This window comes from Thermus sp. KWY1, assembly GCF_057547025.1.
The window spans coordinates 63510-87444 of record NZ_BAAJPG010000031.1; the positions used below are offsets into that span (position 1 = coordinate 63510).

Genomic DNA, 23935 nt, shown 5'->3' on the forward strand with positions numbered 1-23935 from the left:
GCGCCCTGCGGTCCGCATAGGGTTTTTCCGCAAGAGGGCGCCCCCAAAAAGGGGGCGCCCAAGGCTTTTAGGAGGCCAAGATGCTGATCGTGATGAAGCGGGGACACACGGAAGCGGAGCTGGATGAGGTCATCCGGGAAATCGAGAAGGTGGGGTACCGGCCCCATGTTTCCCGGGGGGTGGAGACCACCCTGGTGGGGGCCATCGGCCGGGGGCCCACCCCGGAGCTGATGGAGCACTTCCGCGCCCTTCCCGGGGTGGCGGACGTCATCCCCATCTCCAAGCCCTACAAACTGGCGAGCCTCGAGGTCCAGCCCTTCCCCACGGTGCTGGAGTTCCCCACCGGGAAAACGGGTGGCGACCACGTGCTCATCGCCGCCGGGCCCTGCGGGGTGGAGTCCCGGGAGCAGACCCTCAAGGCCGCCCGCTACGTGAAGGCCCATGGGGCCGCCATGCTCCGGGGCGGGGCCTTCAAGCCCAGGACCAGCCCCTACGCCTTCCAGGGCCTGGGGGTGGAGGGCCTAAAAATCCTGGCGGAGGCCCGGCGGGAAACCGGGCTTCCCGTGGTCACCGAGGTGCTATCCCCAGACCAGGTGGAGCTGGTGGCGGAGTACGCCGACGTCCTGCAGATCGGGGCCCGCAACGCCCAGAACTTCCCCCTGCTTCAGGCGGTGGGCGAGGTGGGAAAACCCGTCCTCCTCAAGCGGGGGATGAGCATGACCCTGGAAGAGTTCCTGATGAGCGCGGAGTACATCCTCTCCCGGGGCAACATGCAGGTGATCCTGGTGGAACGGGGCATCCGCACCTTTGAGAAGGCCACCCGCTACACCCTGGACGTGGCGGCGGTTCCCGTGCTCAAGAGCTCCACCCACCTTCCCGTCTGGGTGGATCCCTCCCACCCCGCAGGCCGACGGGAATGGGTCATCCCCCTGGCCCTGGCGGGGTTGGCCGCCGGGGCGGATGGCCTCATCGTGGAAACCCACCCCGAGCCCGAAAAGGCCCTCTCCGATGCGGCCCAGCAGCTTCACGAGCTGGAGTTTGCCGAGCTCATGGCCAAGGCCCGGCGCCTGGTGGAGGCCCTGGGCAAAACCCTCTCCGCACCGGTTCTGGGATGAAGCCCCTTTTCGCCAAGGTGGGCATCTTCGGCGTGGGGCTTCTGGGCGGGAGCGTGGCCCTGGGGCTGAAGGAGCGCTTCCTGGCCCAGGAGATCCACGCCTACGACCAGGATCCCGAGGCCCTGGAAAAGGCCCTTTTCCTGGGGGTGGCGGATCGGGTGCACCCCACCTTGGGACCCTGGGTAGGGGAGCTCCAGCTGGGCGTCCTGGCCGCCCCTGTGGGGGCCCTGGTGGAGCTGGGGAAAGCCCTGGCCCCCTTCGCCAGCCCGGAAAGCCTCTGGACCGATGTGGGGAGCGTCAAGGCCAAGGTGGTGGCGGCCCTGGAGGGCCTTCTCCCCCACTTCCTGGGGGGCCACCCCATGGCGGGAAGCGAGCGGGCCGGGGTGGGGAATGCCCACGCCGGCCTTCTCCAAAACGCCATCTGGGTCCTGACCCCCACACCGCACACCAGCCCCCGGGCCAAGGAGGGGATCCGGAAGCTGGTGGAGGCCCTGGGGGCCTACCCTTTGGAGATGACCCCGGAGCTTCACGACAACCTGGTGGCCCGCATCTCCCACCTGCCCTACCTCCTGGCGGTGGCCCTGAACCGCCTGGTGGCCCAAAGCCCCCACCGGGACCTCCTGATGTTCTTGGCGGCTGGGGGCTTCCGCGACCTCACCCGGGTGGCCTCGGGATCCCCCAGGATGAGCCGGGACATGGTGGTGGAGAACAAGGAAGCCCTCAAGGAAGCCATAGAGGAGCTAAGGGAGGTCCTTTGGGAACTGGAGGGACTTCTGGATGAACCCGAGGCCCTGTTGCAGGCGGCGGAGGAAGCCAAGCGCACCCGGGATAGCCTTCCCATCGTGCGCCGGAGCCTTCTTCCCGAGATGCACGACCTGGTGGTCCAGGTGCCGGACCGCCCGGGCCAGATCGCCCGGATCGCCACCGCCTTGGGGGAGGCCGGGGTCAACATCAAGGACATCGAGGTCCTCACCATCCGGGAGGAAGCCGGAGCCATTCGCCTGGGCTTCGCCAGCCGGGAGGAGCGGGAAAGGGCCCGGGAGGTGCTTGCCCAGGCAGGGTACCGCCTGCCCTAAAGACTCCGCTCCACCCGGTCCTTGCCCCCTTCCTTGGCCAGGTAGAGGGCCCGGTCCGCTTTTTGGAACAGATCCTTCAGGTCCCCCTCGTACACCGCCACCCCAAGGCTTCCCGTGATCCCCAGGCGCTTGAGGCCCTCTCGGATCCTCTCCGCCACCTGCATGGCCTCCTCCCCCCGGGTCCTGGGAAGGAGGAGGGCGAACTCCTCCCCGCCCCAGCGACCCACCAGGTCCCCCTGCCGCACGTGGGCCACCAGGTACTGGGCCACCTCCTTAAGAAGGCGATCCCCTTCCTGGTGGCCGTAGGTGTCGTTCACCTGCTTGAAATCGTCCAGGTCCAATAGGACCAAGGCAAAGGGTGCCTCCCCCCGTTCCACCCGCGCCGCCTCCCGCTCCATGGCCATCTCCAGGGCCCTCCGGTTGGGAAGGCCGGTGAGGGGACAGGTGAGGGCCTGCTCCCGCCAGAAGCGCATCTGACCGTGAAGCTCGCGGAAGCGCACCAGGAGGAAGGTGAGGCCCACGAGAATCATCTGGCTCACGGCAAAGTGGGGCCAGAAGTCCAGGTTGCGGCCCAGCAGGAGCGGGGTCAGGACCAAGACCCCACCCCAGAAAGCGCCCAAGAGGTGCCCCAAGGACCAGGGAGGATAGGCAAGCCCGGCCAAAAGGTACAAAGCGGGGCTGAAAAAGCCAACCAGGGGCCAGCTATCCCCCACCCGCGCCATCTCAAAGAGGAGGTAGGCCCCCACAGGATGGAGGAGCAAGCGGGGGGCCAGCTTGGGACCCCGGCTCAGGGCCCAGAGGGCGGAGAGGACGAAAAGGCAGTAGAGGAGAATCTCCAGGCCCCGGGGTGGAAACATCCGCATTTGCAGCAAAAGGCCCAGGGCCATCCCCACCCAGCTGGCAAGGTAGAAGAACCGGCCCCGGCCATCCATGCTTCCAGAGTAGACCGGTTCCTGTTAAAACCCTGTGAAAGAAACCCGGGCTAGGGCAGAAGCTTCCTCGGGTTCAGGATGCCCTCAGGATCCAGGGTGGCCTTGACCGTGCGGAAGGCCTCGAGGGTAGCCTCGTCCACCGCTTCCCTCATGAACTCCCGCTTCATGAGGCCGATCCCGTGCTCCCCGGAAAGGACGCCGCCATGCCTGAGGGCCACCCGGGCAATCTCGTGGGCCAGCTCCCACACCCGTTCCTCGCTTTCCCTTCTGGGGTCAAAGAGGATGTTGGGGTGCAGGTTTCCATCCCCGATGTGGCCGAACTGGGCCACCACCAGGCCGTAGGCCTCCCCCAAGGCGGAAATCTCCTGCACCACCTGGGGAAGATGGCTTCTCGGCACGGCGATGTCCTCATTGACCCGCTTGGGGCGGATGCGGCCCAGGGCCGGGCTCACGCTCCGCCTGGCCCGCCAAAGGGCCTCTGCCTCCCTTTCGTCCCGGGCCCTTTGCACCCTGGCTCCAAGGCTGGCCGCGGTTTCCTCCACCAGGGAAAGCTCCTCCTGGACCACCTCGAGGTCATCCCCATCGGTTTCCGCCAGGAGGAGGGCGTGCCCCCGGGGAAGGCCCATGCCCAGGTAGTCCTCCACGGCGTTCACGCAGATGGGGTCCAAAAACTCCAGCCTGGCGGGCACCGCCCCCCGGGCGATGGCCTGGGAAACCGCCTGGGCCAGGGCACCCACCTCGGGGAAGGCCGCCATCAGGGTGGCCCGGTACCGGGGCAAGGGAAGGAGGCGCACCCGCACCCCCGTGATGAGGCCCAGGGTTCCTTCCGAACCGATGAGGAGGCCAGGCAGGTCGTAGGCCTGGCGGCCCAGGTGGTGAACCTCGCTCCAGGTATCCACGAACTCCAGCTCCAGCACATAATCCCCCGTGACCCCGTACTTGAAGCAAAGGGGTCCCCCGGCGTTCTCCCCCAGGTTTCCCCCTAGGGTGCTGGTGCGCCACGAGGCGGGATCGGGAGGGTAGAAAAGCCCGTAGGGCCTGGCCTCCTCCGAGATCCTGGCCGTGGTCACCCCGGGCTCGGCCCAGGCGGTGCGGCCCCTGGGGTCCAGCTCCAGGCGGGTCATGCGGGTGAAGGCCACCACGAGGGCTCCCTCCTCGGGCACCGCCCCGCCGCTCAAACCGCTTCCCGCACCCCGGGCCACCAGGGAAAGACCATGCTTGCGGGCCAGGCGCACCAGGGCCTGCACCTCCTCCCGGGATTCGGGCAGGACCACCGCCAGAGGCTCTGGCCCCACCAAAATGGCGTCATAGCGGTAAACCCCTTTTTCCGAACGGGAAAGAAGAACCCTGGGCCCAAAGAGGGTCCTGAGCTCGGAGCGGACTGCCTCGGCCAGGGAGGGTAACTTCCGGACCCCCATGCCCTAAGGCTACCAGGCAGGGTCGCAGGAGGAAGAGGAGTCCGGGCGCACCCGGTTGGCCGCCCGCACGAAGGACCCCGCCAGACCCCCGGTATACCCCTTTAGCCAAAGCCTCCGGTCGGGCAGGGGCTCCACGATGATCCCCTGGGGCCTCAGGGAAAGGCTTCCAGGCGAGGTAAGGGATACCGCCAGCACCTCTCCCTCGGCGGTCACCTCCAACCAACCCTTTACCCGTCCCGCATGGATGGGGTCAAAGAGGGCATACCGCTCCTCGGGGCGGGCCTGGTCCGGGGTCAACCCCTCGGGAATCCAGACAAACTCCACTCTGTCCAGCCTTCCCTCCAGGTCAAAGGCGAAGTCCACCCGGGTGTTGCCGGCGGTGCAGTAGGTTTCTTGCGTCCTCAAGCCCGTGATCCGGTGGCCCGGGTAAACCACCTCCAGGGTCAGGGTACAGGCGGAAAGGAAAAGGGACACCAGCACAAGGCCCCGCATACCCTTATGCTCCCCCAACCCCTCAGAAAGGGGCTTTGTCCCCGCTAAAGGCCCCTTTAGACTTGGAGGCATGGCCTACTGGCTCTTGAAATCCGAACCCGAGGTGTACAGCATCCTGGACCTAGAGCGGGAGGGCAAGGCCATCTGGGACGGGGTGCGCAACTACCAGGCCCGGAACTACCTGATGCAAATGCAGGTAGGGGATCTTTGCTTCTTCTATCACTCCAACGCCAACCCGCCGGGCATCGCCGGGCTCTGCCGGGTGGTGGGCACCCTCCTCCCCGACCCCACCCAGTTCGACCCAGAAAGCCCCTACTTCGACCCTAGGGCCACCCGGGAAAAGCCCCGGTGGTACACGGTGGAGGTGGAGTTCCTCGAGGCCTGGCCCCTCATTCCCCTGGAGGAGCTCAGGGCCTGCTTCCCTGAGGACCACCCCCTGGTGCGAAAGGGGAACCGGCTTTCCGTGATGCCGGTTCCCCCGGAGGTGGCCGAACGGCTTATTGCGCGGAAAGGGTGCCGATGATCTTGAAGAGGGGAAGGAACATCCCCGCCACGATCATGCCCACGATCACGCCCAGGAAGATGATCATGAGGGGCTCGATGGCGGCGGTGAGGCTGGCCACCGCCTCGTCCACCTCCCGCTCGTAGAAGTCGGCGATCTTGGCAAGGAGGGTGTCCAGGGCCCCCGTCTCCTCCCCGATGGCCACCATGGAGCTCACCATGGGGGGGAAGACGAAGGGATGCTGGGCCAGGGTGAGGTTTAAAGGCTCTCCCTGCTGGACCTTGAGCTTGGCCGTGTCCACGATCTCCTCCACCACGCTGTTGCCCGCCGTCCCCTTGGTGATGTCCAGGGACTCCACGATGTTCACCCCGCTGGAAAGGAGGAGGGCCAGGGTGCGGGAGAAGCGGGCCACGGCGGTCTTGCGGTTGAGGTTGCCGAAGACGGGGACGCGGAGCTTGATCCGGTCCACCACCTTCCGCCCCTGGGGGGTGCGGTAGTACCAGCGGTAGACGAAGAAGAGCACCACCGCCAAAAGCACCAGGGGCAAGGTGGCCGCCCGCAGGAAGTTGGAAAGGGCGATGAGGAACCGGGTGAGGAGGGGGAGCTCCGAGCCGAGGTCCGTGAGGATCTGGGCAAACTGGGGCACGATGCCCGTGAGGAGGAAGTAGGCCACACCCACGGCGAAGACGAAGACGATCACGGGATAGGTCATGGCGCTACGGATCTTGCCCCTGAGCTCCAGGTCCTTCTCCAGGAAGGTGGCCAGGCGGTCCAGGATCACGTCCAGCCCGCCCGAGGTTTCCCCGGCCCGCACCAGGTTCACGTAAAGCCGGGAGAAGAGCTTGTGCTTGGCCAGGGCATCGGAAAAGGCCATGCCCCCTTCGATGTCGGTGCGGACCTTCTTGATGATCTCCCGGAACTTCTTGTTCTCGGTCTGCCTTTCCAGGATGGAAAGGGACTGCAAAAGCGTGAGCCCTGCCCCCAGCATGGTGGCCAGCTGCCGGGAGAAGATGGCCAGGTCCTTAAGGCCAGGACCCCTCTCCAGGGCAGGAAGGCGCACCTCAGCCTGCAGGCCCCTCCCCGGCTCCTTGATCTCGGCCACGAAAAGCCCCCGGTCCCTCAGGAGCCTGGCGGCGGTGCGCAGGTCCTCCGCCTCGATGGTGGCCTCCACCAGGCGGCCCTGGCGGTCGCGGGCCTTATACTGGTAGACTGGCATGGTAGAAGTATACCAGAAGGAGCTACAGGAAGCAGCGGAAACCCTTCGGCGTGGGGGCCTGGTGGCCTTTCCCACGGACACCGTCTGGGGGGTGCTGGCCCGGATGGAGGACGAGGCCGCCTGCCGGCGCATCTACGAGCTTAAGGGACGGGAGGAGGAAAAGCCCCTCCAGGTGCTGGTGGCGGACCTGGAAAGCGCCCTTAAGCTTGCGGACCTCGGGAAGCTACGGGATAAGTTCCTGCGCCTGGCGGAGGCCTTCTGGCCCGGGGGCCTCACCGTGGTGGTCCCGGGGCAAAATATCCCCCCCTGGATCAGCCGGGATGGTTCCGTGGGGCTGAGGATGCCGGACCATGCCCTCCTTCGGGAGCTTCTCCACCGGGTAGGCGGGTATGCCGCGGCCACCAGCCTCAACAGGAGCGGCGAGCCCCCGGTGCGCACGGAGGCCGAGGCCCGGGCCTTTGCCGTGAACTACATCTTCCCGGGGGAGGCTATGGGCTTGGCCTCCAGCGTGGTGGACCTGCGCACGGGCCAGGTGCTGCGGGAAGGGGCCATCCCCAAGGAAGCCCTTCTGCCCTACCTCCAGGATGCCTAGCCTGAAGGCGGAGCTTCTTGCGGTGCTCTTCGCCGCCGGCAGGCCCGTGGCCCTGAAGGAGCTCAAGGCCCTGGGCCACCCCGAGGAAACCCTCCTCCGCACCCTCAAGGCCCTCGAGGCGGACCTAAGGGACGGGGAGCTGGGGGTAGCCCTGGAACGGGTGGCGGGAGGATGGCGGCTGGTGGTGCACGAAAGCGCCCTGGAGTCGGTGGAAAGGGTCCTCAAGCCGAGCCCTCCCCGCCTCTCCAAGGCGGCCCTGGAGGTCCTGGCCCTCATCGCCTACCACCAGCCCGTGGCCCGGGCGGAGCTTGAGGCCATGCGGGGGAAGAGCGTGGAGGGCGTGCTGGAAAGCCTACTGGAACGGGGCCTGATCCGGGTGGTGGGGGAAAAGGATGCCCCGGGCCGGCCCAAGCTCTACGGCACCACGGAGCGCTTCCTGGAGGTGTTCGGCCTGGAAAGCCTAGAGGACCTCCCGCCCCTCGAGGACGGCCCACCCCTCCTCCTCCGGGGCTAGGGCCTCCCGGGCGGGGATGGGAAGGGGGCTATAGAGCTCGTTCTGCCGCACGAAGGCCAAAAGAAACCGGCCGAGAAGGCGCATCTGGCTTCGGTGGGCCCGGATGGCCTTTTCCTTTAGCCTAACCTCCTCCTCGGTGAGGGGAAAGCGCCGCCAGGGAAGCCCCCTACCCCGGGGGGGCGGGTACAGGGGAAGCCGAGGATGGAGGCCTTTGGGCAAGGGGTACTGGTACCCTCCGTGGATGAGGTAGTACTCCAGCCTGTCCTCCATGCCCAAGGAGGCCGCCGCCTGCATGCCGAAATAGCCCGTGGCCTGGTGGTCCCGGTGGGCATCCAGGGGGCTTGGCAGGAGGATGCGGGTGGGCTTGAGGGAGGAGAGAAGCTCCACCAGGGTGGCCTCCAAAGCCTTGCCCGTATAGGGAAGCCCCAGGCGGTAAGACCCACGGTAGGCCACCGCCTTAAGCCCCGTGTAGGGGCTTTCGTAGGGCAGGTAGTAATGGGTGGTGAAGAGGGCGAAAAGCCCCTGGTCGGGGAAACCGAGGAAATAGGCGCTATCCCGGGGAAGGCCCAGAGCCTCGAGGCCCCGCCAAGCCTCCACCATGCGCCTTAAGGCCAGGCGGCGCATGGCCTCCTTGGAGGGCAGGGGACTTCCCGCGGCCAGGTCAAAGGCATCCCCCGAGGTAAGGTAGACCACGCTCACCCGCCCCCCTGCCTCCAGGGTGCGGCGCATCAGGCCCGCCGCCGCCAGCACCTCGTCATCGGGATGGGGGGCCAGGACCAAAAGGTGTTCCCCTGGCCCCGGCCCCGGGGCCAAGGGTAGCCTTCGCACCCGCAAGGAAGTGGCGAGGGCGTGGTAGTAGGCGAAGATGAAGCGCCCGTTGACGAAGGCCCACACCCCCAGGGCCGCAAGGACAAGCCCCACCCGCTCCGCCCAGAGGAGGCCGAGCCAAAGCCTAAGGGCCTCCGCCAGAAGCAGGTAGAGGGCCAGAAGGAGGAGAAGCCACTGCCAGGGGGCCAGGCGGCGCACGAGGGGCATTTTACGGGCTAGAGTGGTCCTGTGGTCCTCCGCCCCGCCGAGGAAAAGGACCTCTCCGCCATCACCCGGCTTTCCCACGGCACCCTCCTCCTGGGCCGGGCAGGGCCTTTGGTCTTTCCCAGCCGGGAGCTTTGGGGGGAACTCTTCGTGGCCCCCTACCTGCGGCGGGGGTGCTGCAACAGGGTAGCCGAGGAGGAAGGAGAGATCCTGGGCTACATCCTGGGTGCCTGCTCCGACCTTCCCCTTACCCTCTACCTCCTTCCCCGAGTGCCCTTCCTCCTCCTGAAACTCCTCCTCGGCCGCTATGGCCCGCCCCTACCCCACCTCCGGTACCTCCTCAGGCTCCTCCTGTACCGGGGCCCCAAGGCCCCGAAGAGGCTTTACCCCGCCCACCTGCACATCGCCGTGGACCCCAAAGCCCAGGGCAGGGGAATCGGCAAGGCCCTGCTGACTGAGTTCCTGGAATGCCTCAAAGAAAAAGGGGTAAGGGGCGTGCAGCTATCCACCACCCGGGCCAACGCCGCCGCCAGGAAGCTTTACCAGAGCCTGGGCTTCCGCCTCTACGCCAAGCGGGCCAGCCCCTTCTGGGCTCCCTACCACGGCCACCCCGTGGTCCACGAGGTCTGGGTCAGGGAACTTTAGAAAAGGCCATAATGAAAGGGTGCTGCCCGAGGCCCTAAGGGGATGGGAAAGCTACCGGGACTGGCTGGAGGCCAACCCGGAGTTCCGGGGGCGGATCGTCTTCGCCCGCCTGCTTCCCCGGATCCCCCCCAAGACCGTCCCCTACCAGGGGGTCTTCGCCGGGGTCCTCGAGGCCTTGGGGCTAAAGCCCTTCGCCCACCAAAGGGAGGCCCTGCTTCTGGTGGAGGAAGGGAAGAACGTGGTCATGGCCTACTCCACCGCCGCCGGGAAAAGCCTGGTCTTCCAGGCGCCGGTGCTCAAGACTGCCCTGGAAGGGGAAACGAGCCTTCTCCTCTTCCCCACCAAGGCCCTGGCCCATGACCAGCTGAGGCGGCTCAAGGCCATGGCGGAGGCCCTGGGGGTAAAGGGCATCTACCCCTACGATGGGGACACCCGGGGGGAGGTAAGGCGGAAGGCCAAGCAAGAGGGCCTCATCCTCCTCAGCAATCCCGACATGCTCCACTTTGGCCTTCTACCCTGGCACGGGGAGTTCGCCTCCTTCCTTTCCCGGCTCCGCTACCTGGTCCTGGACGAGCTTCACGCCTACCGGGGGGTCTTCGGGACCCACGTGGCCCTGGTCCTCTTCCGCCTGTTGCGCCTGGCCCGCCACTATGGGGCGAACCCTCAGGTGATCGCCGCCAGCGCCACCATCGGCAACGCCAAGGAGCACGCGGAAGGCCTCACCGGCCTTCCCTTTGTGGAGCTAAGGGAGGAGGTGGCCCGCTCGGAGCGGGAGCTTCTGGTGCTTCTTCCCAAGCCCTTAGACGCCAAGGGGGAAAGGCGGCGAAGCCCCCTCCTGGAGGCCGCCTACCTGGCCCGGACCTGGGCGGAAGGGGGCATAAGGGGGCTCATCTTCACCAACGCCAGGAAAAGCACCGAGCTCATCGCCCGCTACGCCGCCCACCCCGGGGTGCGCCCGTATCGGGCGGGCTACACCGCCAAAGAAAGGCGCCGCCTGGAAGAGGCCCTGAAGTCCGGGGAGGTGCGGGTCCTGATCTCCACCAGCGCCCTGGAGCTGGGGGTGGACATCGGGGAGCTGGACGCCGTGGCCCTGGTGGGCTATCCGGGCTCCGTGTCCGCCTTCTGGCAGCGGGCAGGCCGGGCAGGCCGGGGAAGGCGAAGGGCCCTGGTGGTCTACATCCCCAGGGAGGATCCCTTGGACGAGTACTTCCTCCATCGGCCCGAGCTTCTCCTGAGGACCCCCCCGGAGGCGGCGGTGGCCGACCCCAAGAACCCCGTCCTCTGCCCTTTGCACCTGCATGCCGCCGCCTGGGAAAAACCCCTTTCGCGGGAGGAGGTGTTCTGCCCGGAGGCCCTGGCCGAGCTCAAGGAAAAGGACGGCCGCTACTACACCTCGAAGCGCCGCCCCCACCGGGACCTAAGCCTCCGGGGCCTGGGTGCCACCTTCACCCTGCGGGGACCGGAGGGGGAGGTCCTGGGCTATCTGGACGAGCGCCAGGCCTACTGGGAGGCCCACCCCGGGGCGGTCTACCTGCACGGGGGGGAGAGCTACCTGGTGCGCAACATCGACCACGGAAAGCGCGAGATCTGGCTCCTTCCGGCCCTCGAGGACTACTACACCGAGCCCCGGGTGGAAACCGATCTGGAGGTTCTCTCGGGGGAGGCCATGGGCCACGGGGTCTGGGTGGGCAAGGTGGTGCTGAGGGAAAGGGTGGTGGCCTACGCCAAGAAGCGCTTCTACACCGGCAGCGTCCTGGAGGAAGTCCCCTTAGAGCTTCCCGAGATCTCCTTCCCCACCGAGGCCCTTTGGTTCCATCCTCCCCTGGTGGTCCCTCCCCACCAGATCCCCGGGGGCATCCATGCCCTGGAGCACGCCATGATCGGCCTCCTGCCCCTCTTCGTCCTGGCCGAAAGGCAGGACATCGGGGGCCTTTCCTACCCCTTCTACCCAAGGCCCCTGCCCTCGGGAAGCGGCCCCACCATCTTCATCTACGACGGCTACCCGGGGGGTGTGGGCTACGCCCGGCAGGCGGCCCGTCGCTTCCCCGAGTGGGTCCGGTCCGCCCTGGAACTCCTCAAGGGCTGCCCCTGCGAGGAGGGTTGCCCCCGTTGCGTCCTCTCCCCCAAGTGCGGGAACGGCAACCAGTACCTGGACAAAGGGGCGGCCCTTATCCTGGCGGCGAACCTCACCCTCTCCCTTCCCCAAAGGACCCTGCATTAAACTCTTCCCATGGTCCCCCAGGACCCCCCGACTCCGGTGTCGCATTCCCTGGGCCAGCCGAAAGGCCCCGCCATTGAGGAAAGCCCCGAAAGCTTCTTCGCCCGCTTCCGGACCTATGCCGTGGAGGCCCACCTCTTCCCGGAGCCTTGGGGAAGCCCGGTGCTGGAGGCCATGGTCCAGGGCCAGATCCTTTACGCCTTTGACCGCGGAGCCCCCCCGGCGCCCACAGGGGTGGTACCCGTGTTGCTGCACGGGGTGGTGCGCCGGGCCAAGCCCCTGGAGGGAGCGGCCTTCCTGGAGCGGGAAGGGGCCAGCTACCGCTTAGGAGGCAGAACCACCCCTTTGGGGGAAGGGTTTTACCTGCTCCAGGCCCCCGTGCCCGTGGTGGTCCATGCGGAAGTTCCCTTACCCGAGGAGGCGGAGGTCCTCCTCTGGCCCCCCCTGATGCTCTTCCGGGAGTGAGATGCGCTGCGAGTGCGGGCAGAGAAACCCCCCTGAGGCTCGGTTCTGCATGGCCTGCGGCCGGGCCCTGGGGGCTCTTCTGCCCGAGGAGAAGCGTTACGTGAGCGTCCTCTTCTACGACCTGGTGGACTCCAGCCAGCACTTCCAGGCCGGCCTTCAAGCTGCCTACCACCACCTGCAGGAGGCCCTGGAGGAAGCCGCCCGGGTGGCCCGGGCCAAAGGGGGGTTCGTCCACCGCTTCCTGGGGGATGGGGTCTTGGTCCTCTTCGGAGCCCCCAGGGCTCGAGGAAAGGAACCCTGGCGGGCTTTGGAGGCGGCCTTGGAGATGGTGCGCACCTCCCGCCTACCCGCCCGGGCAGGGGTGGCCAGCGGGGAGGTGCTCTGGGCTCCCCTGGGAAGCGGCCAGGCGGGGGAGCCCACCGCGGTGGGCCCTGCGGTGGTCCTGGCCGAAAGGCTCAGCAAGCTGGCCTCCCCGGGGGAGGTGCTCACCGAACCCCAGACCCTGGCCCTGGCCCCGGGGGTGGAGGCGGAAGGCCTGGGCCTTCGCGAGGCCAAGGGCCTGGGGGCGGTGGAGGTTTCCCGGGTGAAGGCGGTCCGGGTGGAACTGGACCCGGAAGGCGAGGCCCTCCTTCGCCTTCTCCGGGAAACCTTCCATCATCCACCCGCCCGCCTTAACCTGGTGGGGCCACCGGGAAGCGGGAAGAGCCTTCTCCTGGAGAAGTTTCTGGAAAACCCTCCTTACCCTGCGGTGGTCCTGGAGCGCATGGGGCCGGAAACCCCCTTGCGCACCACCCTGCGCCAGGCGGTGGAACGAACCTTCGGCCAGGTGGAGGCTTTTCTGGCCCTGGCGGAGCTTTCCCCAGAACTTTCCCTGGCCCTTCGGTACAGCCTGGGCCTCGAGGCCCGCCCCCCCTGGGACCGGCCTACCCTGGAGAAGGCCATCCTGGAAGCCTGGAAAGAAGTCCTCCACCGCCTGCCCCACCCCCTGCTCCTGGTGGCCAAAAACCTCCACGCCCCCGACCGCACCCTGCGAGAACTCCTGAAGCATTCCTTCCCCCACCTCATGCTCCTGGTGGAAAGCCGAAAGCCCCTCTTCTCCCCCACCCTGGAGGCCAGGGGTTTGAAGGCACCCCCTCTTCTCGCCCTGCAGCCCGCCTTGGACGCCCTCCCCCCGGCGGAACGGCAGGCCCTTCTGATCCTGGGGGTCATGGAGGAAGCCCTGGCCAGCCTCCCCGAGGAGGAACAGCGCGAGGAGCACCTTAGGGAACTCCTGGGGGAGCTGGCGGGGACCTTCTCCGCCAAGCGCCTGGAGGAGGAGGGCCTCACGCAAGGGGGTAGGCCCCTATCCGAGGTGGTCCAGGCGGCCCGAGCCCTGGTGCCTGAGGAGCAGGCCAAGGCTTGGCACCGGGCGGCTGCCCGGTTTTACCAGGAAAAGGGAGCCTTCTGGCCCATGGCCCTTCACCTAAGAGAGGCCATGCAGGAGCGGGAAGCCGCCCAGGCCTTCCGGCTTCTCGCCCAGGAAGCCTGGCGGCACGGCCAGCCGGAACGGGCCGTACCCCTTTACCAAAAGGCCCTCGAGGTTGCCCCCCCACCCTGGCGGGAAGCCCTTGAAAAGGAGCTCCAGGACGCCCAAGCCTCCCTGGGCATGGCCGGGGACGCCCCTGGGGGCCCAAGGTCCCAAGACCCCATCCTGCAAGCCTTCCGAGGGGCTCAAAACCCCCTCGCCCTCCTCCCCCTGCTCCCGGGCCTCAAGCCCTACCCCCTGGAGGAAGCCCAGGCCCGCCTCCAGGTGGCGGGGGCCTTGTGGCGGGCCTTCCAGCCCCGGCAGGCCCTCGAGGTCCTCAGCGAGTTCCATCCCCTGGTGCCCGCCTCCTTGAGGCTCCACGGGCAAAGCCTGAGGGCGGGCCTTCTCATGGACCTGGGCCGCTATCTGGAGGCGGAATCCCTCCTCCCGGGAGAACCCCATCCCCCGCCCGCCTACCGGGAAGCGGACCTGGAGGCCAAGACCCGCTACCACGCCACCCGCCTCCGCCTTCTCCTGGAAACCGGCCGCCTCGGGCAGGCCCTGGAGGAAGGGGAGCGGGCCTACCGGGAAGCCCCACATCCTTGGCTCGCAGCCGCCCTTCTTTCCGCCTGGACCCTCAAGGGGCGCTTCCGGGAGGACCTCTTCCAGGAAGCCCTCAAACACCCCGACGGCAAGGACCTCGGCATCCTGGCCCTGGCCCACCACCGCTGGCAGAGGAACCTGGACCCCACTCCCCTTCTCAAGGAGGCCCTGCGGGAGGCTCGCCGGCTTTCCAACCCCTACGTCTACCATCTGGTCCTTACCTCCTTGGCCCTCTACCTGTGGCCCAAGGCCCCCAGGAAAGCCCAGGCCCTCTCCCAGTACCTTCTCTACCAGACCCACCGCACGGGGTTTGCGGTGCACCTGGAGGTGGCGAGGCTCCTCCGGGCCCAGCTCCTCCTGGAGGAGGGGGAAAGGGTGGACCACCTCCTAAGCTTCACCCCCTCCGTGCCCCTAACCCGGGTCTGGCAGGCCTTTCTGGCGGGGAGCGAGCCGGAAGACCCCCTCCGCGGTTACGGTATCCTGGGAAGGTGGGTCCGCGGGCTTTGGCGTAAGCGGGGGGCAGGATGGATGCGGCACAAGCGGTAGAGGCCATCAAGCGCCGCCTCTCCCTAAAGGAGGTGGTTTCCCGGTACGTGGCCTTAAAGCCTGCAGGCCGCGGCCGCTGGAAGGGCCTCTGCCCCTTCCACCAGGAGAAGACCCCCTCCTTTTACGTGGACGAGGAGAAGGGGCTTTTCCACTGCTTCGGCTGCAAGGCGGGAGGCGACCTTTTCGCCTTCGTGGAAAGGATCGAGGGCCTGGACTTCATGGGGGCCCTGGAGCGCCTGGCGGAGGAGGCGGGGGTGGAGATTCCCCAAGCGGGCGCCCCCGCCAAGCGCCGGGAGCTTTTGGATGTCCTCAAGCTCTCCCAGGAGTACTTCCTGGAGGGGCTCAAGGCTTCCCTCGAGGCCCAGGAGTACCTGCAAAGGCGGGGGCTTTCCCCGGAGAGCATCGCCCGCTTCGGCCTGGGCTACGCCCCGGCCAAGGGGGACGGCCTCCTCACCCACCTGAGCCGGCACGGCATCAGCCCGGAGGAAGGCCTTAAAGCGGGGGTCCTGGCGGAAAAGGACGGGCGCTTCTATGACCGCTTCAGGAACCGCATCACCTTCCCCATCAAGGACCACCTGGGCAGGATCGTGGCCTTCACGGGAAGGGCCCTGGGGGAGGAAACCCCCAAGTACCTGAACTCCCCGGAAACCCCCCTCTTCCGCAAGCGGGAGGTGCTCTTCGCCTACCCTGAGGCCAAGGCCAAGCTTCGCCAGGGACGGGCCATCGTGGTGGAGGGGCTTTTTGACGCCATCGCCCTGCACCAGATGGGCTTCGCCGAGGCGGTGGCGGTCTTGGGCTCGGGGCTTTCCGAGGAGCAAGCCCGCCTTCTCGAGATGCAGGAGGTGCGGGAGGTCTACCTGGCCTTTGACGCCGACGAGGCCGGGCAGAGGGCCACCCTGCAAAGCCTGGACCTCTCCTTGGCCCGGAAGTTCCTCTTCTATGCGGTGCGCCTGCCCAGCAAGGACCCGGGCGACCTCCTCCTTCTGCCCGAGGGCCCGGCCCTATTCCAGAAAGCCTTAGAGGAAGCCCTTCCCGAGGTGGAGTTCCGCTTCCAGGAGGCCACCCGGGACCTGGACCTGACCCGCCCCGAGCACAAACGGAAGGTCCTGGAAGCCCTCACCCCCAGGATGCTCTCCCCTGAGCCCTTCGACCCGGTGGCCGACCGCCTTAAGGCCCTGGTGGTGGAGCGGTTGGGCCTTTCCCTGCGCCAGCTGGAGGATTACCTGGCCAGCCTCAAGCGGGGCCGGCGTCCACCCCCCCAACCCCCCAAGGCCGAGCCCAAAAACCGGGTGCTCCTTCTGGAGCTGGACGTCATGGCCCTCCTCCTCTCCCTGCCGGAGGAACGCTTCGCCGAGTGGGTGCACCACACGGCCCTTCACGTCTGGCCCCCGGAAGGCTCCTTGCTTTCCGAGTTCCTGGAGCTGGCCAGCCGCGAACCCCGCCGGGACTACCTGCGCCAGGTGCTAAGCCGCAAGGAGGCGGGGGGCATCCTTTTGGAAAGGTTGATGCTGGTCCCCTCTGTGGACGAGCCCAGGTTCCCCGAGATCCTGGAGAAAACCCTGGCCCGCCTGCGGGAGGCCTACTACCTGGAGCGCCGGGCCAAACTGAAGGAGGAGCTGAACCGCAACCCCAGCATGGAGATCTTGCGGGAAATCCAGGAACTGGACCAGGCCATAGAGGCGGAACGGCGCATCTACCGGAAGCTTTAAGGTAAAATCCTTTCGGGCTTAGGCCCAAGGAGGTAAAGGATGAAAAGCCCCGTGCGTGTGGCGGTCACCGGCGCTGCCGGCCAGATCGGTTACAGCCTTCTTTTCCGCATCGCCGCAGGCGAGATGCTGGGAAAGGACCAGCCCGTGATCCTCCAGCTCCTGGAGATTCCCCAGGCCCTGAGAGCCCTGGAGGGCGTCATCATGGAGCTCGAGGACTGCGCCTTCCCCCTTCTGGCGGGGATCGTGGCCACGGACGACCCCAGGGTGGCCTTTAAGGACGCCGACTATGCCCTTCTGGTGGGGGCGGCCCCCAGGAAGGCGGGCATGGAGCGCCGCGACCTCCTGGAGATGAACGGCAAGATCTTCACCGAACAGGGCCGGGCCCTGGCCGAGGTGGCCAAGCGGGACGTCAAGGTCCTGGTGGTGGGCAACCCCGCCAACACCAACGCCCTCATCGCCTACAAAAACGCCCATGGCCTGGACCCCAAAAACTTCACCGCCATGACCCGGCTGGACCACAACCGGGCCAAGGCCCAGCTTTCCAAGAAGACGGGGGTTCCCGTGGACCGGATCCGCCGCATTGCCGTGTGGGGCAACCACTCCTCCACCATGTTCCCCGACCTCTTCCATGCGGAGGTGGACGGGAAACCCGCCTTGGAGCTGGTGGACATGGAGTGGTACGAGAAGGAGTTCATCCCCACCGTGGCCCAAAGGGGAGCGGCCATCATCCAGGCCCGGGGAGCCTCCAGCGCCGCCAGCGCCGCCAACGCCGCCATCGAGCACATCCGCGACTGGGCCCTGGGCACCCCCGAGGGGGACTGGGTTTCCATGGCCATTCCTTCGGATGGTTCCTACGGGGTTCCCGAGGGCATCGTCTACTCCTTCCCTGTCACCGCCAGGGGCGGGAAGTACGAGATCGTCCAGGGCCTGGAGATCAACGAGTTCGCCAGGAAGCGGATGGAGATCACCGCAAAGGAGCTTCTGGACGAGATGGAACAGGTGAAGGCCCTAGGGCTTATCTAGGGCCTGGCCGGGCCCCCGCCCTGGCCAAAGGCCAGGGCGGGGTCAGGTTTTTAGCCAGACCTCCGGGGCCCAGGGGTAGACCACCCAGGCCTCCGTGGCCTCGGCGTACACGTCGGGTTCGTCCGGCACCTGGTTCCGGCCGGGCTTGAAGTGCAGGGTGGCCACCAGGGGAAACCCTCCCGCCTGGCGGACCCGGGCCTTCACCGCCAGGGCCGTCCGCCCCGAGTCCCACACGTCATCCACCACCAAAACCCGCTTGCCGAAAAGCAGGGGGTCTGGGGGGAACTGTAAGAAGACGGGCTCGGGAAGGGTTTCCTCCCCCTCGTAGAACATCACCGCCGCCGTGAGGATGTCCCGCGCGCCCAGGGCCTGGGCCAGAAGGGCGGTGGGGATGAGCCCACCCCGGGCGATCCCCAGGATGAGGTCAAACTCCTCCCCCTGAAGCCTGCCGGCCAGGTGGCGCACCAGGCGAAGGAGCTCCTCCCAGGATAGGAAGAGCCTTTCCATCAGGGTTTATCCAGCTCAAAGGCCTGGTGCACCGCCCTTAAGGCGGCCTCTGCGTACTGGGCGGGGATGATGACGGAGATGCGCACCTCGCTGGTGGCGATCATCTCGATGTTGGCCCCGGTGGAGGCCACCGCCTGGAACATCCTGGCGGGGATCTCCGGGGCCGAGGCCAGCCCCACCCCCACGATGGATACCTTGGCGATATCGGGGCGGAGAAGGGCCTCTCCCCCGATCTCGGCCAAAACGGGCTCCAGGGCCTCGAGGGCCTCCTGGGCGAAATCCTTCTTCACGGTGAAGGCCATCTGCTGCCGGGAGGGATCGTGCCCGGGAACCCCCTGGATGATCATGTCCACGGCGATACCCCGCTCGGCCAGGGCTTGGAAGACCTTGGCGGCGATCCCCGGCTGGTCGGGGATCCCGATAAGCCCGATCTGGGCGTGGTCCAGATCCAAGGCCGCACCCGTCACCACCTTGCCCATTTCCATGTTGACCTCCTTCACCAGGGTACCGGGGTTATAGGAAAAGCTGGAGCGCACGTGGAGCACCACCCCGTAACGCTTGGCATAGTACACCGCCCGGGGGTGGAGGACCCTGGCCCCCAGGGCGGCCATCTCCAGCATCTGGTCGTAGCCGATCACCTCAAGCTTCCGGGCCTCGGGAATCAGGTGGGGGTCCGTGGTGTAAACCCCTTCCGTGTCCGTGTAGATCTCGCACTCCTTGGCCCCCAGGGCGGCGGCGATGGCCACGGCGGTGGTGTCGGACCCCCCCCGGCCCAAGGTGGTGATCTCCCCCTCGGGGGTGGTGCCCATGAAGCCGGCGATCACCGCCACATACCCCTGGTCCAGGGCCTCCTGGATGCGGTTTGGGTTCACCTCGAGGATCCGGGCGTCGCCAAAGCGCCCATCCGTGACGATGCCGATCTGGTGCTGCACGAAACCCCTGGCCGGGATGCCCATGGCCCAGAGTTGCATGGAAAGGAGGGCCACGGAAACCTGCTCCCCGGTGGTGGTGAGGAGGTCCAGCTCCCGGAAGGGAGGTCTCGGGTTCACCCGCTTGGCCAGGGCGATGAGCTCGTCGGTGGTGTGGCCCATGGCGGAAACCACCACCGCCAGCCTATGCCCCTTCTCCCGGTAGTGGGCGATGCGCTGGGCCACCTTGTGGATGCGCTCCAGGTCGCCCACGGAGGTGCCGCCATATTTTTGCACGACCAGGGACACGCTTGCCTCCTTTCCGCCCAAGGGGCGGCTTGAAAAGGAATATTATCACATTTGCCCCTTCACCCCAAGCCCCGTATCCTTGGCGTGTGGGCATGACCCTAGCGGAGTACCACCGCCTCACCCCCCTGCCCCGGCCCGGGGGAGTGCTTTACGTGAAGCCGGGGGCCCGGGGGTACCGGGACCCGGTTTACCAGGCCCTACAGGCTGCCGTGGCCCCCTTCGGCCAGAGGGCCCTGGACCTGAACCCCGGGGTGGGTCTGGCCAGCCTGCCCCTGGAGGGCCGGATGGAGGTGGACAGGCTGGAAACCTCGAGGGCCGCCTTCCGTTGCCTCCAGGCCAGCGGCCTGAAGGCCCGCCTGGCCCCTCCTTGGGAAGCGGAGGAAAACGCCTACGACCTGGTGGTCCTGGCCCTGCCCGCAGGCCGGGGCACCGCCTACGTAGGAGCCACCTTGGTGGCCGCCGCCCGGGCCTTGAGGATGGGGGGACGGGTCTACCTGGCCGGGGACAAGAACAAGGGCTTTGAGCGCTACTTCAAGGAAGCCCGGACCCTTCTGGGCTACGGCTTGGTCCTCAAGCGGGAAGGCCCGGTGCGGGTGGCCCTTCTGGAAAAGGAACGGGAAGCCCCACCCCTACCCTCCCTCTGGAACCGGTTCCAGGCAAGGCTTTTGGGGGAGGCCTTCACCTTCTTTCACCTGCCGGGGGTCTTTTCCGCGGGGAAGGTGGACAAGGCCTCGGTGCTTCTCCTGGAAGCCCTGGTGGGGGAGGTAGGCCGGGAAGGTATCCGCGGCAGGCGCATCCTGGACCTGGGGGCAGGCTACGGAGCCCTCACCCTGCCCCTGGCCCGCCTGGGGGGGGAGGTGACGGCCCTCGAGGACGACCTGGTGTCGGTCCTCTCCCTGGAAAGGAGCCTAAAGGAAAACCGCCTGGCCGCCCGGGTGCTTCACTCCGACGTGGACGAAGCCTTGGCCGAAGGCGGAGTAAGTTGGGGATCCAGACCGGCTCAGGTGCAAGCCACCGGCTTGACAGAGGAAGAAGCATTTGACATCATAGTTACGAATCCCCCCTTTCACGTGGGGGGAGCGGTCATCCTGGATGTGGCCCAGGCCTTCGTGGAAGCGGCGGCGGCCCGGCTGAAGCCGGGCGGTGGGTTTTTCCTGGTGGCAAACCCCTTTCTCAAGTACGAGCCCCTACTGGAAGAGCGCTTTGGCGCTTTTAGGACGCTTTTGGTGAGGGAGTACAAGGTGCTTTTCGCTGAGAAGGCCAGACGGGGTAGCAACCCCGAGGAGGGAGGTCCGCGTTGAAGAAGACCAAGAACAAGGTGAAGCAGGTTACTGCCGGGGAAGAGGAAAGGATGGCCCTCCAGACCCAAGAATCCATGACCGCCACGGAAAAAGCCCCCAAGGCGGGCTCCGGGGGAACCACCTCGAAAAACCGGAAGAAGGCCCCACCGGCCCCCCTGGAGGCTAAAGAGGAAATCCCTCACGACGAGGAAATGGCACCCCTGGCCCAGGATGCCCTCCAGGGAAGCTACCTGGAGGCTCCGGAAGAACCCCCCCTCGAGGTGGAGGAGCCCGACCTCGCCCCCGAGATCTTCCTGGACGAGCCCCTGGATCCCATGGCGGACGAGAGCTACCTGGAAGCCGACGACCTCCTCCTTCCCGAGGAAGGCCCCTCCCCGGACTACCTGGGCGAGGAGCTCTTCGAGGAAGAGGAGGAGCTTGCCCTGCCCAAGGTTTCCACCTCCGATCCCGTGCGCCAGTACCTCCACGAGATCGGCCAGGTCCCCCTCCTCACCCTGGAGGAGGAGATCGAGCTGGCCAGGAAGGTGGAGGAGGGGATGGAGGCCATCAAAAAGCTCTCCGAGGCCACGGGGCTGGACCAGGACCTGATCCGGGAGGTGGTGCGGGCCAAGATCCTGGGCACGGCCCGCATCAGCCAGATCCCTGGCCTCAGGGACAAGCTGGATCCCAAGACGGTGGACGAGGTGGACGCCAAGCTGAAGAGCCTCCCCAAGGAGCTTAAGCGCTACCTGCACCTCGCCCGCGAGGGGGAGGCCGCCAGGCAGCACCTCATCGAGGCCAACCTGAGGCTGGTGGTGTCCATCGCCAAGAAGTACACCGGCCGCGGGCTTTCCTTCCTGGATCTGATCCAGGAGGGCAACCAGGGCCTCATCCGGGCCGTGGAGAAGTTTGAGTACAAGCGGCGCTTCAAGTTCTCCACCTACGCCACCTGGTGGATCCGCCAGGCCATCAACCGGGCCATCGCCGACCAGGCCCGCACCATCCGCATCCCCGTCCACATGGTGGAGACCATCAACAAGCTCTCCCGCACCGCCCGCTCCCTCCAGCAGGAACTGGGCCGGGAGCCCACCTACGAGGAGATCGCCGAGGCCATGGGCCCGGGCTGGGACGCCAAGCGGGTGGAGGAAACCCTCAAGATCGCCCAGGAACCGGTTTCCCTGGAAACCCCCATCGGGGACGAAAAGGACAGCTTCTACGGGGACTTCATCCCCGACGAGAACCTTCCCTCCCCCGTGGACGCCGCCGCCCAGAGCCTCCTGGCGGAGGAGCTGGAAAAGGCCCTTTCCAAGCTCTCCGAACGCGAGGCCATGGTGCTGAAACTCCGCAAGGGGCTGATTGACGGGCGGGAGCACACCCTCGAGGAGGTGGGGGCCTACTTCGGGGTTACCCGGGAGCGCATCCGCCAGATTGAGAACAAGGCCCTGAGGAAACTCAAGTACCACGAGTCCCGCACCCGGAAGCTTAGGGACTTCCTGGATTAACGGGGACCCCACTCCACACCGAGGGGAAAACGGGCCACCTCCAGGAGGTGGCCCTCGTCTTCATCCCGCACCAAGGCCACTTCCTTCACCAAGAAGGAGCGCCTTTGGGGAGCGGGAAGCTCCTGCGCCAGCCTCCTTGCCTCCTCCTCGGATAGCCCCAGGGCCAGGGTGATGTGGGGCAGGTAGCTGGGCCCTTCGATCTCCTTCAGGGGCGGGGCCAAGGGTTCCAGGGCGTGGTAGAGGCGCCGGAAGGGAGTGCCCCCGTAGGCCCTCAGGTAGACCACTCCCTGGGGGAAATACCCCCACCCCCCGAGGCGCAGGCGAAAGGGAGTGTGCCCCCGAAGAATGCCCGCAAGGGCGATCCTCAGGGCCTCCTCCTCATAGGGCCAGTCAAAGGGCTGGCGCAGGTTAAGGTGCGGGGGGCCAAAGCCCCTGATCCCGTGAAGGGCCTGAAGTTCCTCCAGGAAACGCCTCAGGTCCTCCGGGGGCCACACCAACACCCCATACACGCCGCCAGTATACCCGCTGGGCCTACCCAACCTTCTTCGGGCTGACTCGAGGAAACCCTCCCTCAACCCCGCTCCCCGGGACATATTACCCTTGACTTAGGTGTTAACAGGGGTGTGAGCTATCCTCGTAAGGAGGTGGCGTTTATGAAAAGAGCCCTACTGGCCCTGCTGGCCCTTGGCTTGATGGTGGCCCTGTCCAACAAGGAGGCCATCCAAAAGGAGTGGGAGCAGAGCGCCCACAACAACGGGGTGATGGGGGCCAAAACCCTGAGCGTGGCCACGGTGGAAGCCCGGGCCGAGGGCGCTGCCCACTGCGCCCGTTGCCACAGCGAGCAGGGCTTCATCGCCTGGCTGGACCAGCTCAAGAAGGGCAACCCCGGGAACCTGGTGGGCCCGGACGGCAAGCCGGCCACCGTGGACTACCTCAAGTCCTTGGGCCTGACCCGGGACCAGGTCAAGCCCGTCACCTGCAAGGCCTGCCACGACGAGGACGGGGATCTGCGCCTGGCCAACGACACCCCCATGCTTCCCTCGGGGTTTAAGGCCACGGCCGTGGGCAACGCCGCTTTGTGCATCACCTGCCACAACACCCGAAACGGCCGCATCACCTGGAACGCCGAGGACCCGGGCCGCTACACCTATCCCCACGCCTCGAGCCAAGGGGACGTGATCCTGGGCAAGAACGCCTTCTTCGTGGACGACACCAGGGAGTGGCCCAACCCCCACGCCTTCTTCACGGGGAACGCCTGCTCCACCTGCCACATGAGCCTGGCGGGGACCGGGGAGTACTCCAGCCACACCCTCAAGACCCCGGAGAACCTCTGCGCCTCCTGCCACGGCAACAAGTACACCAAGGAAATGGTCCAGGAAAACACCGCCCACCTCCTCTCCCTGCTGCGCAGCAAGGTGAACGCCCGGGTGCTGGCGGTAAGGGACCGCATCAAGACCGTGCGGGCCTACAACCCCGATACCGGCCAGTTCACCCCCAACACCCCTGTCAAGGCTCCGGTTTACCGGGTGGACATCACCTCTATCGCCGGGCAGATCGCCTTCAAGATGACGCTCACCGACGGCACCGTGCTCTACAGCCAGCTTGGGGACATCCGGGACGAGAAGGGCCAGCCGGTCTTCGCCACCAAGGACCCCATCGTCCGGGCCAGCTGGAACTACCTGCTCCTGGAAAACGACGGCTCCAAGGGCGTGCATAACCCCACCTACACCCGCACCGTCCTCCTGGCCACCCTGAACGCCCTTCAGTAATCCCCATGCGGTGGCCCCGGGGGGTTTCCCCCGGGGCTTTTGGCTTTAACATGGGGAC

At 66.9% G+C, this 23935-nt stretch carries 22 protein-coding genes; 14 read left to right on the forward strand and 8 right to left on the reverse strand.

Annotated elements, in window-relative coordinates; translation table 11 throughout:
• Positions 1 to 80: 80 nt before the first annotated feature.
• Both aroF and AC27GT_RS09460 read left to right on the forward strand, forming a co-directional pair.
• Positions 81 to 1115 carry a 3-deoxy-7-phosphoheptulonate synthase gene (gene aroF, locus AC27GT_RS09455; RefSeq protein WP_487224043.1) on the forward strand — a complete coding sequence of 345 codons (1035 nt, stop codon included), beginning with the start codon at positions 81 to 83 and terminating at the stop codon, positions 1113 to 1115.
• Positions 1112 to 2191: a prephenate dehydrogenase/arogenate dehydrogenase family protein gene (locus tag AC27GT_RS09460; protein WP_487224044.1), complete on the forward strand. Its 1080-nt coding sequence runs from the start codon at positions 1112 to 1114 to the stop codon at positions 2189 to 2191. The genes aroF and AC27GT_RS09460 overlap by 4 nt, the downstream gene beginning before the upstream one ends.
• Here AC27GT_RS09460 and AC27GT_RS09465 read toward each other — a convergent pair.
• Genes AC27GT_RS09465 through AC27GT_RS09475 form a run of 3 tightly spaced genes read right to left on the reverse strand, consistent with a single transcriptional unit; the run spans position 2188 to position 5033 of the window.
• Positions 2188 to 3123, reverse strand: coding sequence for a GGDEF domain-containing protein (locus AC27GT_RS09465; RefSeq protein WP_487224045.1), 936 nt, complete (start codon positions 3121 to 3123; stop codon positions 2188 to 2190). The genes AC27GT_RS09460 and AC27GT_RS09465 overlap by 4 nt on opposite strands.
• Positions 3124 to 3173: 50 nt before the next feature.
• Positions 3174 to 4541, reverse strand: a complete 1368-nt coding sequence (locus AC27GT_RS09470; RefSeq protein ID WP_487224046.1) for an FAD-binding oxidoreductase — start codon at positions 4539 to 4541, stop codon at positions 3174 to 3176.
• Positions 4542 to 4550: 9 nt separating this feature from the next.
• Positions 4551 to 5033 (reverse strand): hypothetical protein, encoded by a 483-nt coding sequence (locus AC27GT_RS09475; protein ID WP_487224047.1) that lies wholly within the window; start codon positions 5031 to 5033, stop codon positions 4551 to 4553.
• 70 nt (positions 5034 to 5103) lie between these two features.
• On the opposite strand from AC27GT_RS09475, the gene AC27GT_RS09480 reads away from it, so the two are divergent.
• Entirely contained in the window at positions 5104 to 5556 is a 453-nt protein-coding gene (locus tag AC27GT_RS09480) for an EVE domain-containing protein (RefSeq protein WP_487224048.1), read from the forward strand.
• Here the strand turns inward: AC27GT_RS09480 and pilC are convergent.
• The gene (gene pilC, locus AC27GT_RS09485; RefSeq protein ID WP_487224049.1) at positions 5531 to 6751 is read right to left on the reverse strand and encodes a type IV pilus assembly protein PilC; all 1221 of its coding nucleotides are present in this window, start codon (positions 6749 to 6751) and stop codon (positions 5531 to 5533) included. The genes AC27GT_RS09480 and pilC overlap by 26 nt on opposite strands.
• On the opposite strand from pilC, the gene AC27GT_RS09490 reads away from it, so the two are divergent.
• Together AC27GT_RS09490 and scpB are read left to right on the forward strand one after the other, a co-directional pair.
• Complete coding sequence (locus tag AC27GT_RS09490; protein ID WP_487224050.1) at positions 6750 to 7343, forward strand: L-threonylcarbamoyladenylate synthase; 594 nt, start codon at positions 6750 to 6752, stop codon at positions 7341 to 7343. The two genes, pilC and AC27GT_RS09490, sit on opposite strands and share 2 nt — an antisense overlap.
• Entirely contained in the window at positions 7336 to 7857 is a 522-nt protein-coding gene (gene scpB, locus AC27GT_RS09495; RefSeq protein WP_219759415.1) for an SMC-Scp complex subunit ScpB, read from the forward strand. The genes AC27GT_RS09490 and scpB overlap by 8 nt, the downstream gene beginning before the upstream one ends.
• Here scpB and AC27GT_RS09500 read toward each other — a convergent pair.
• A complete protein-coding gene (locus tag AC27GT_RS09500) occupies positions 7804 to 8883 on the reverse strand; it encodes a PIG-L deacetylase family protein (RefSeq protein ID WP_487224051.1) in 1080 nt (359 codons plus the stop codon). The two genes, scpB and AC27GT_RS09500, sit on opposite strands and share 54 nt — an antisense overlap.
• 30 nt (positions 8884 to 8913) lie before the next feature.
• Here AC27GT_RS09500 and AC27GT_RS09505 point away from each other — a divergent pair, with 30 nt between their 5' ends.
• Genes AC27GT_RS09505 through AC27GT_RS09530 form a run of 6 tightly spaced genes read left to right on the forward strand, consistent with a single transcriptional unit; the run spans position 8914 to position 17602 of the window.
• On the forward strand, positions 8914 to 9534 hold the full coding sequence (locus AC27GT_RS09505; RefSeq protein ID WP_038029055.1) for a GNAT family N-acetyltransferase: 621 nt from the start codon (positions 8914 to 8916) through the stop codon (positions 9532 to 9534).
• Positions 9535 to 9553: 19 nt separating this feature from the next.
• Positions 9554 to 11755 (forward strand): DEAD/DEAH box helicase, encoded by a 2202-nt coding sequence (locus tag AC27GT_RS09510; protein ID WP_487224052.1) that lies wholly within the window; start codon positions 9554 to 9556, stop codon positions 11753 to 11755.
• Positions 11756 to 11764: 9 nt separating this feature from the next.
• Positions 11765 to 12217 (forward strand): hypothetical protein, encoded by a 453-nt coding sequence (locus AC27GT_RS09515; protein ID WP_038029051.1) that lies wholly within the window; start codon positions 11765 to 11767, stop codon positions 12215 to 12217.
• Position 12218: 1 nt separating this feature from the next.
• A complete protein-coding gene (locus tag AC27GT_RS09520) occupies positions 12219 to 14870 on the forward strand; it encodes an AAA family ATPase (protein ID WP_487224053.1) in 2652 nt (883 codons plus the stop codon).
• Positions 14849 to 16579, forward strand: a complete 1731-nt coding sequence (gene dnaG / locus AC27GT_RS09525; RefSeq protein WP_487224054.1) for a DNA primase — start codon at positions 14849 to 14851, stop codon at positions 16577 to 16579. The genes AC27GT_RS09520 and dnaG overlap by 22 nt, the downstream gene beginning before the upstream one ends.
• 39 nt (positions 16580 to 16618) lie before the next feature.
• A complete protein-coding gene (locus tag AC27GT_RS09530) occupies positions 16619 to 17602 on the forward strand; it encodes a malate dehydrogenase (protein WP_219759409.1) in 984 nt (327 codons plus the stop codon).
• Positions 17603 to 17644: 42 nt separating this feature from the next.
• Here the strand turns inward: AC27GT_RS09530 and AC27GT_RS09535 are convergent, their stop codons facing one another.
• Positions 17645 to 18109 carry a phosphoribosyltransferase gene (locus tag AC27GT_RS09535; protein WP_487224055.1) on the reverse strand — a complete coding sequence of 155 codons (465 nt, stop codon included), beginning with the start codon at positions 18107 to 18109 and terminating at the stop codon, positions 17645 to 17647.
• Positions 18109 to 19326 carry an aspartate kinase gene (locus tag AC27GT_RS09540; protein WP_015716613.1) on the reverse strand — a complete coding sequence of 406 codons (1218 nt, stop codon included), beginning with the start codon at positions 19324 to 19326 and terminating at the stop codon, positions 18109 to 18111. Before AC27GT_RS09540 ends, AC27GT_RS09535 begins: the two co-directional genes overlap by 1 nt.
• Before the next feature lie 92 nt (positions 19327 to 19418).
• Between AC27GT_RS09540 and AC27GT_RS09545 the strand changes: the two genes are divergently transcribed.
• Together AC27GT_RS09545 and rpoD are read left to right on the forward strand one after the other, a co-directional pair.
• Positions 19419 to 20627, forward strand: coding sequence for a class I SAM-dependent methyltransferase (locus AC27GT_RS09545; RefSeq protein WP_487224056.1), 1209 nt, complete (start codon positions 19419 to 19421; stop codon positions 20625 to 20627).
• Positions 20628 to 20818: 191 nt separating this feature from the next.
• Positions 20819 to 22108: an RNA polymerase sigma factor RpoD gene (gene rpoD, locus AC27GT_RS09550; protein ID WP_049775659.1), complete on the forward strand. Its 1290-nt coding sequence runs from the start codon at positions 20819 to 20821 to the stop codon at positions 22106 to 22108.
• Here rpoD and AC27GT_RS09555 read toward each other — a convergent pair.
• Positions 22105 to 22617 carry a 2'-5' RNA ligase family protein gene (locus AC27GT_RS09555; protein ID WP_487224057.1) on the reverse strand — a complete coding sequence of 171 codons (513 nt, stop codon included), beginning with the start codon at positions 22615 to 22617 and terminating at the stop codon, positions 22105 to 22107. The genes rpoD and AC27GT_RS09555 overlap by 4 nt on opposite strands.
• A 144-nt stretch (positions 22618 to 22761) precedes the next feature.
• On the opposite strand from AC27GT_RS09555, the gene AC27GT_RS09560 reads away from it, so the two are divergent.
• Positions 22762 to 23877 (forward strand): cytochrome c3 family protein, encoded by a 1116-nt coding sequence (locus tag AC27GT_RS09560; RefSeq protein WP_015716609.1) that lies wholly within the window; start codon positions 22762 to 22764, stop codon positions 23875 to 23877.
• Positions 23878 to 23935 lie beyond the last annotated feature (58 nt).

Bases quoted from the DNA above. Each gene is read 5' to 3' on its own strand.
- rpoD (WP_049775659.1), top strand. From the start codon at position 20,819: ATGGCACCCCTGGCCCAGGATGCCCTCCAGGGAAGCTACCTGGAGGCT.
- AC27GT_RS09545 (WP_487224056.1), top strand. From the start codon at position 19,419: ATGACCCTAGCGGAGTACCACCGCCTCACCCCCCTGCCCCGGCCCGGG.
- AC27GT_RS09520 (WP_487224053.1), top strand. From the start codon at position 12,219: ATGCGCTGCGAGTGCGGGCAGAGAAACCCCCCTGAGGCTCGGTTCTGC.
- AC27GT_RS09560 (WP_015716609.1), top strand. From the start codon at position 22,762: ATGAAAAGAGCCCTACTGGCCCTGCTGGCCCTTGGCTTGATGGTGGCC.
- AC27GT_RS09530 (WP_219759409.1), top strand. From the start codon at position 16,619: ATGAAAAGCCCCGTGCGTGTGGCGGTCACCGGCGCTGCCGGCCAGATC.
- aroF (WP_487224043.1), top strand. From the start codon at position 81: ATGCTGATCGTGATGAAGCGGGGACACACGGAAGCGGAGCTGGATGAG.
- AC27GT_RS09490 (WP_487224050.1), top strand. From the start codon at position 6,750: ATGGTAGAAGTATACCAGAAGGAGCTACAGGAAGCAGCGGAAACCCTT.
- AC27GT_RS09480 (WP_487224048.1), top strand. From the start codon at position 5,104: ATGGCCTACTGGCTCTTGAAATCCGAACCCGAGGTGTACAGCATCCTG.
- AC27GT_RS09470 (WP_487224046.1), bottom strand. From the start codon at position 4,541: ATGGGGGTCCGGAAGTTACCCTCCCTGGCCGAGGCAGTCCGCTCCGAG.
- AC27GT_RS09465 (WP_487224045.1), bottom strand. From the start codon at position 3,123: ATGGATGGCCGGGGCCGGTTCTTCTACCTTGCCAGCTGGGTGGGGATG.
- AC27GT_RS09460 (WP_487224044.1), top strand. From the start codon at position 1,112: ATGAAGCCCCTTTTCGCCAAGGTGGGCATCTTCGGCGTGGGGCTTCTG.
- AC27GT_RS09475 (WP_487224047.1), bottom strand. From the start codon at position 5,033: ATGCGGGGCCTTGTGCTGGTGTCCCTTTTCCTTTCCGCCTGTACCCTG.
- scpB (WP_219759415.1), top strand. From the start codon at position 7,336: ATGCCTAGCCTGAAGGCGGAGCTTCTTGCGGTGCTCTTCGCCGCCGGC.
- pilC (WP_487224049.1), bottom strand. From the start codon at position 6,751: ATGCCAGTCTACCAGTATAAGGCCCGCGACCGCCAGGGCCGCCTGGTG.
- AC27GT_RS09535 (WP_487224055.1), bottom strand. From the start codon at position 18,109: ATGGAAAGGCTCTTCCTATCCTGGGAGGAGCTCCTTCGCCTGGTGCGC.
- dnaG (WP_487224054.1), top strand. From the start codon at position 14,849: ATGGATGCGGCACAAGCGGTAGAGGCCATCAAGCGCCGCCTCTCCCTA.
- AC27GT_RS09515 (WP_038029051.1), top strand. From the start codon at position 11,765: ATGGTCCCCCAGGACCCCCCGACTCCGGTGTCGCATTCCCTGGGCCAG.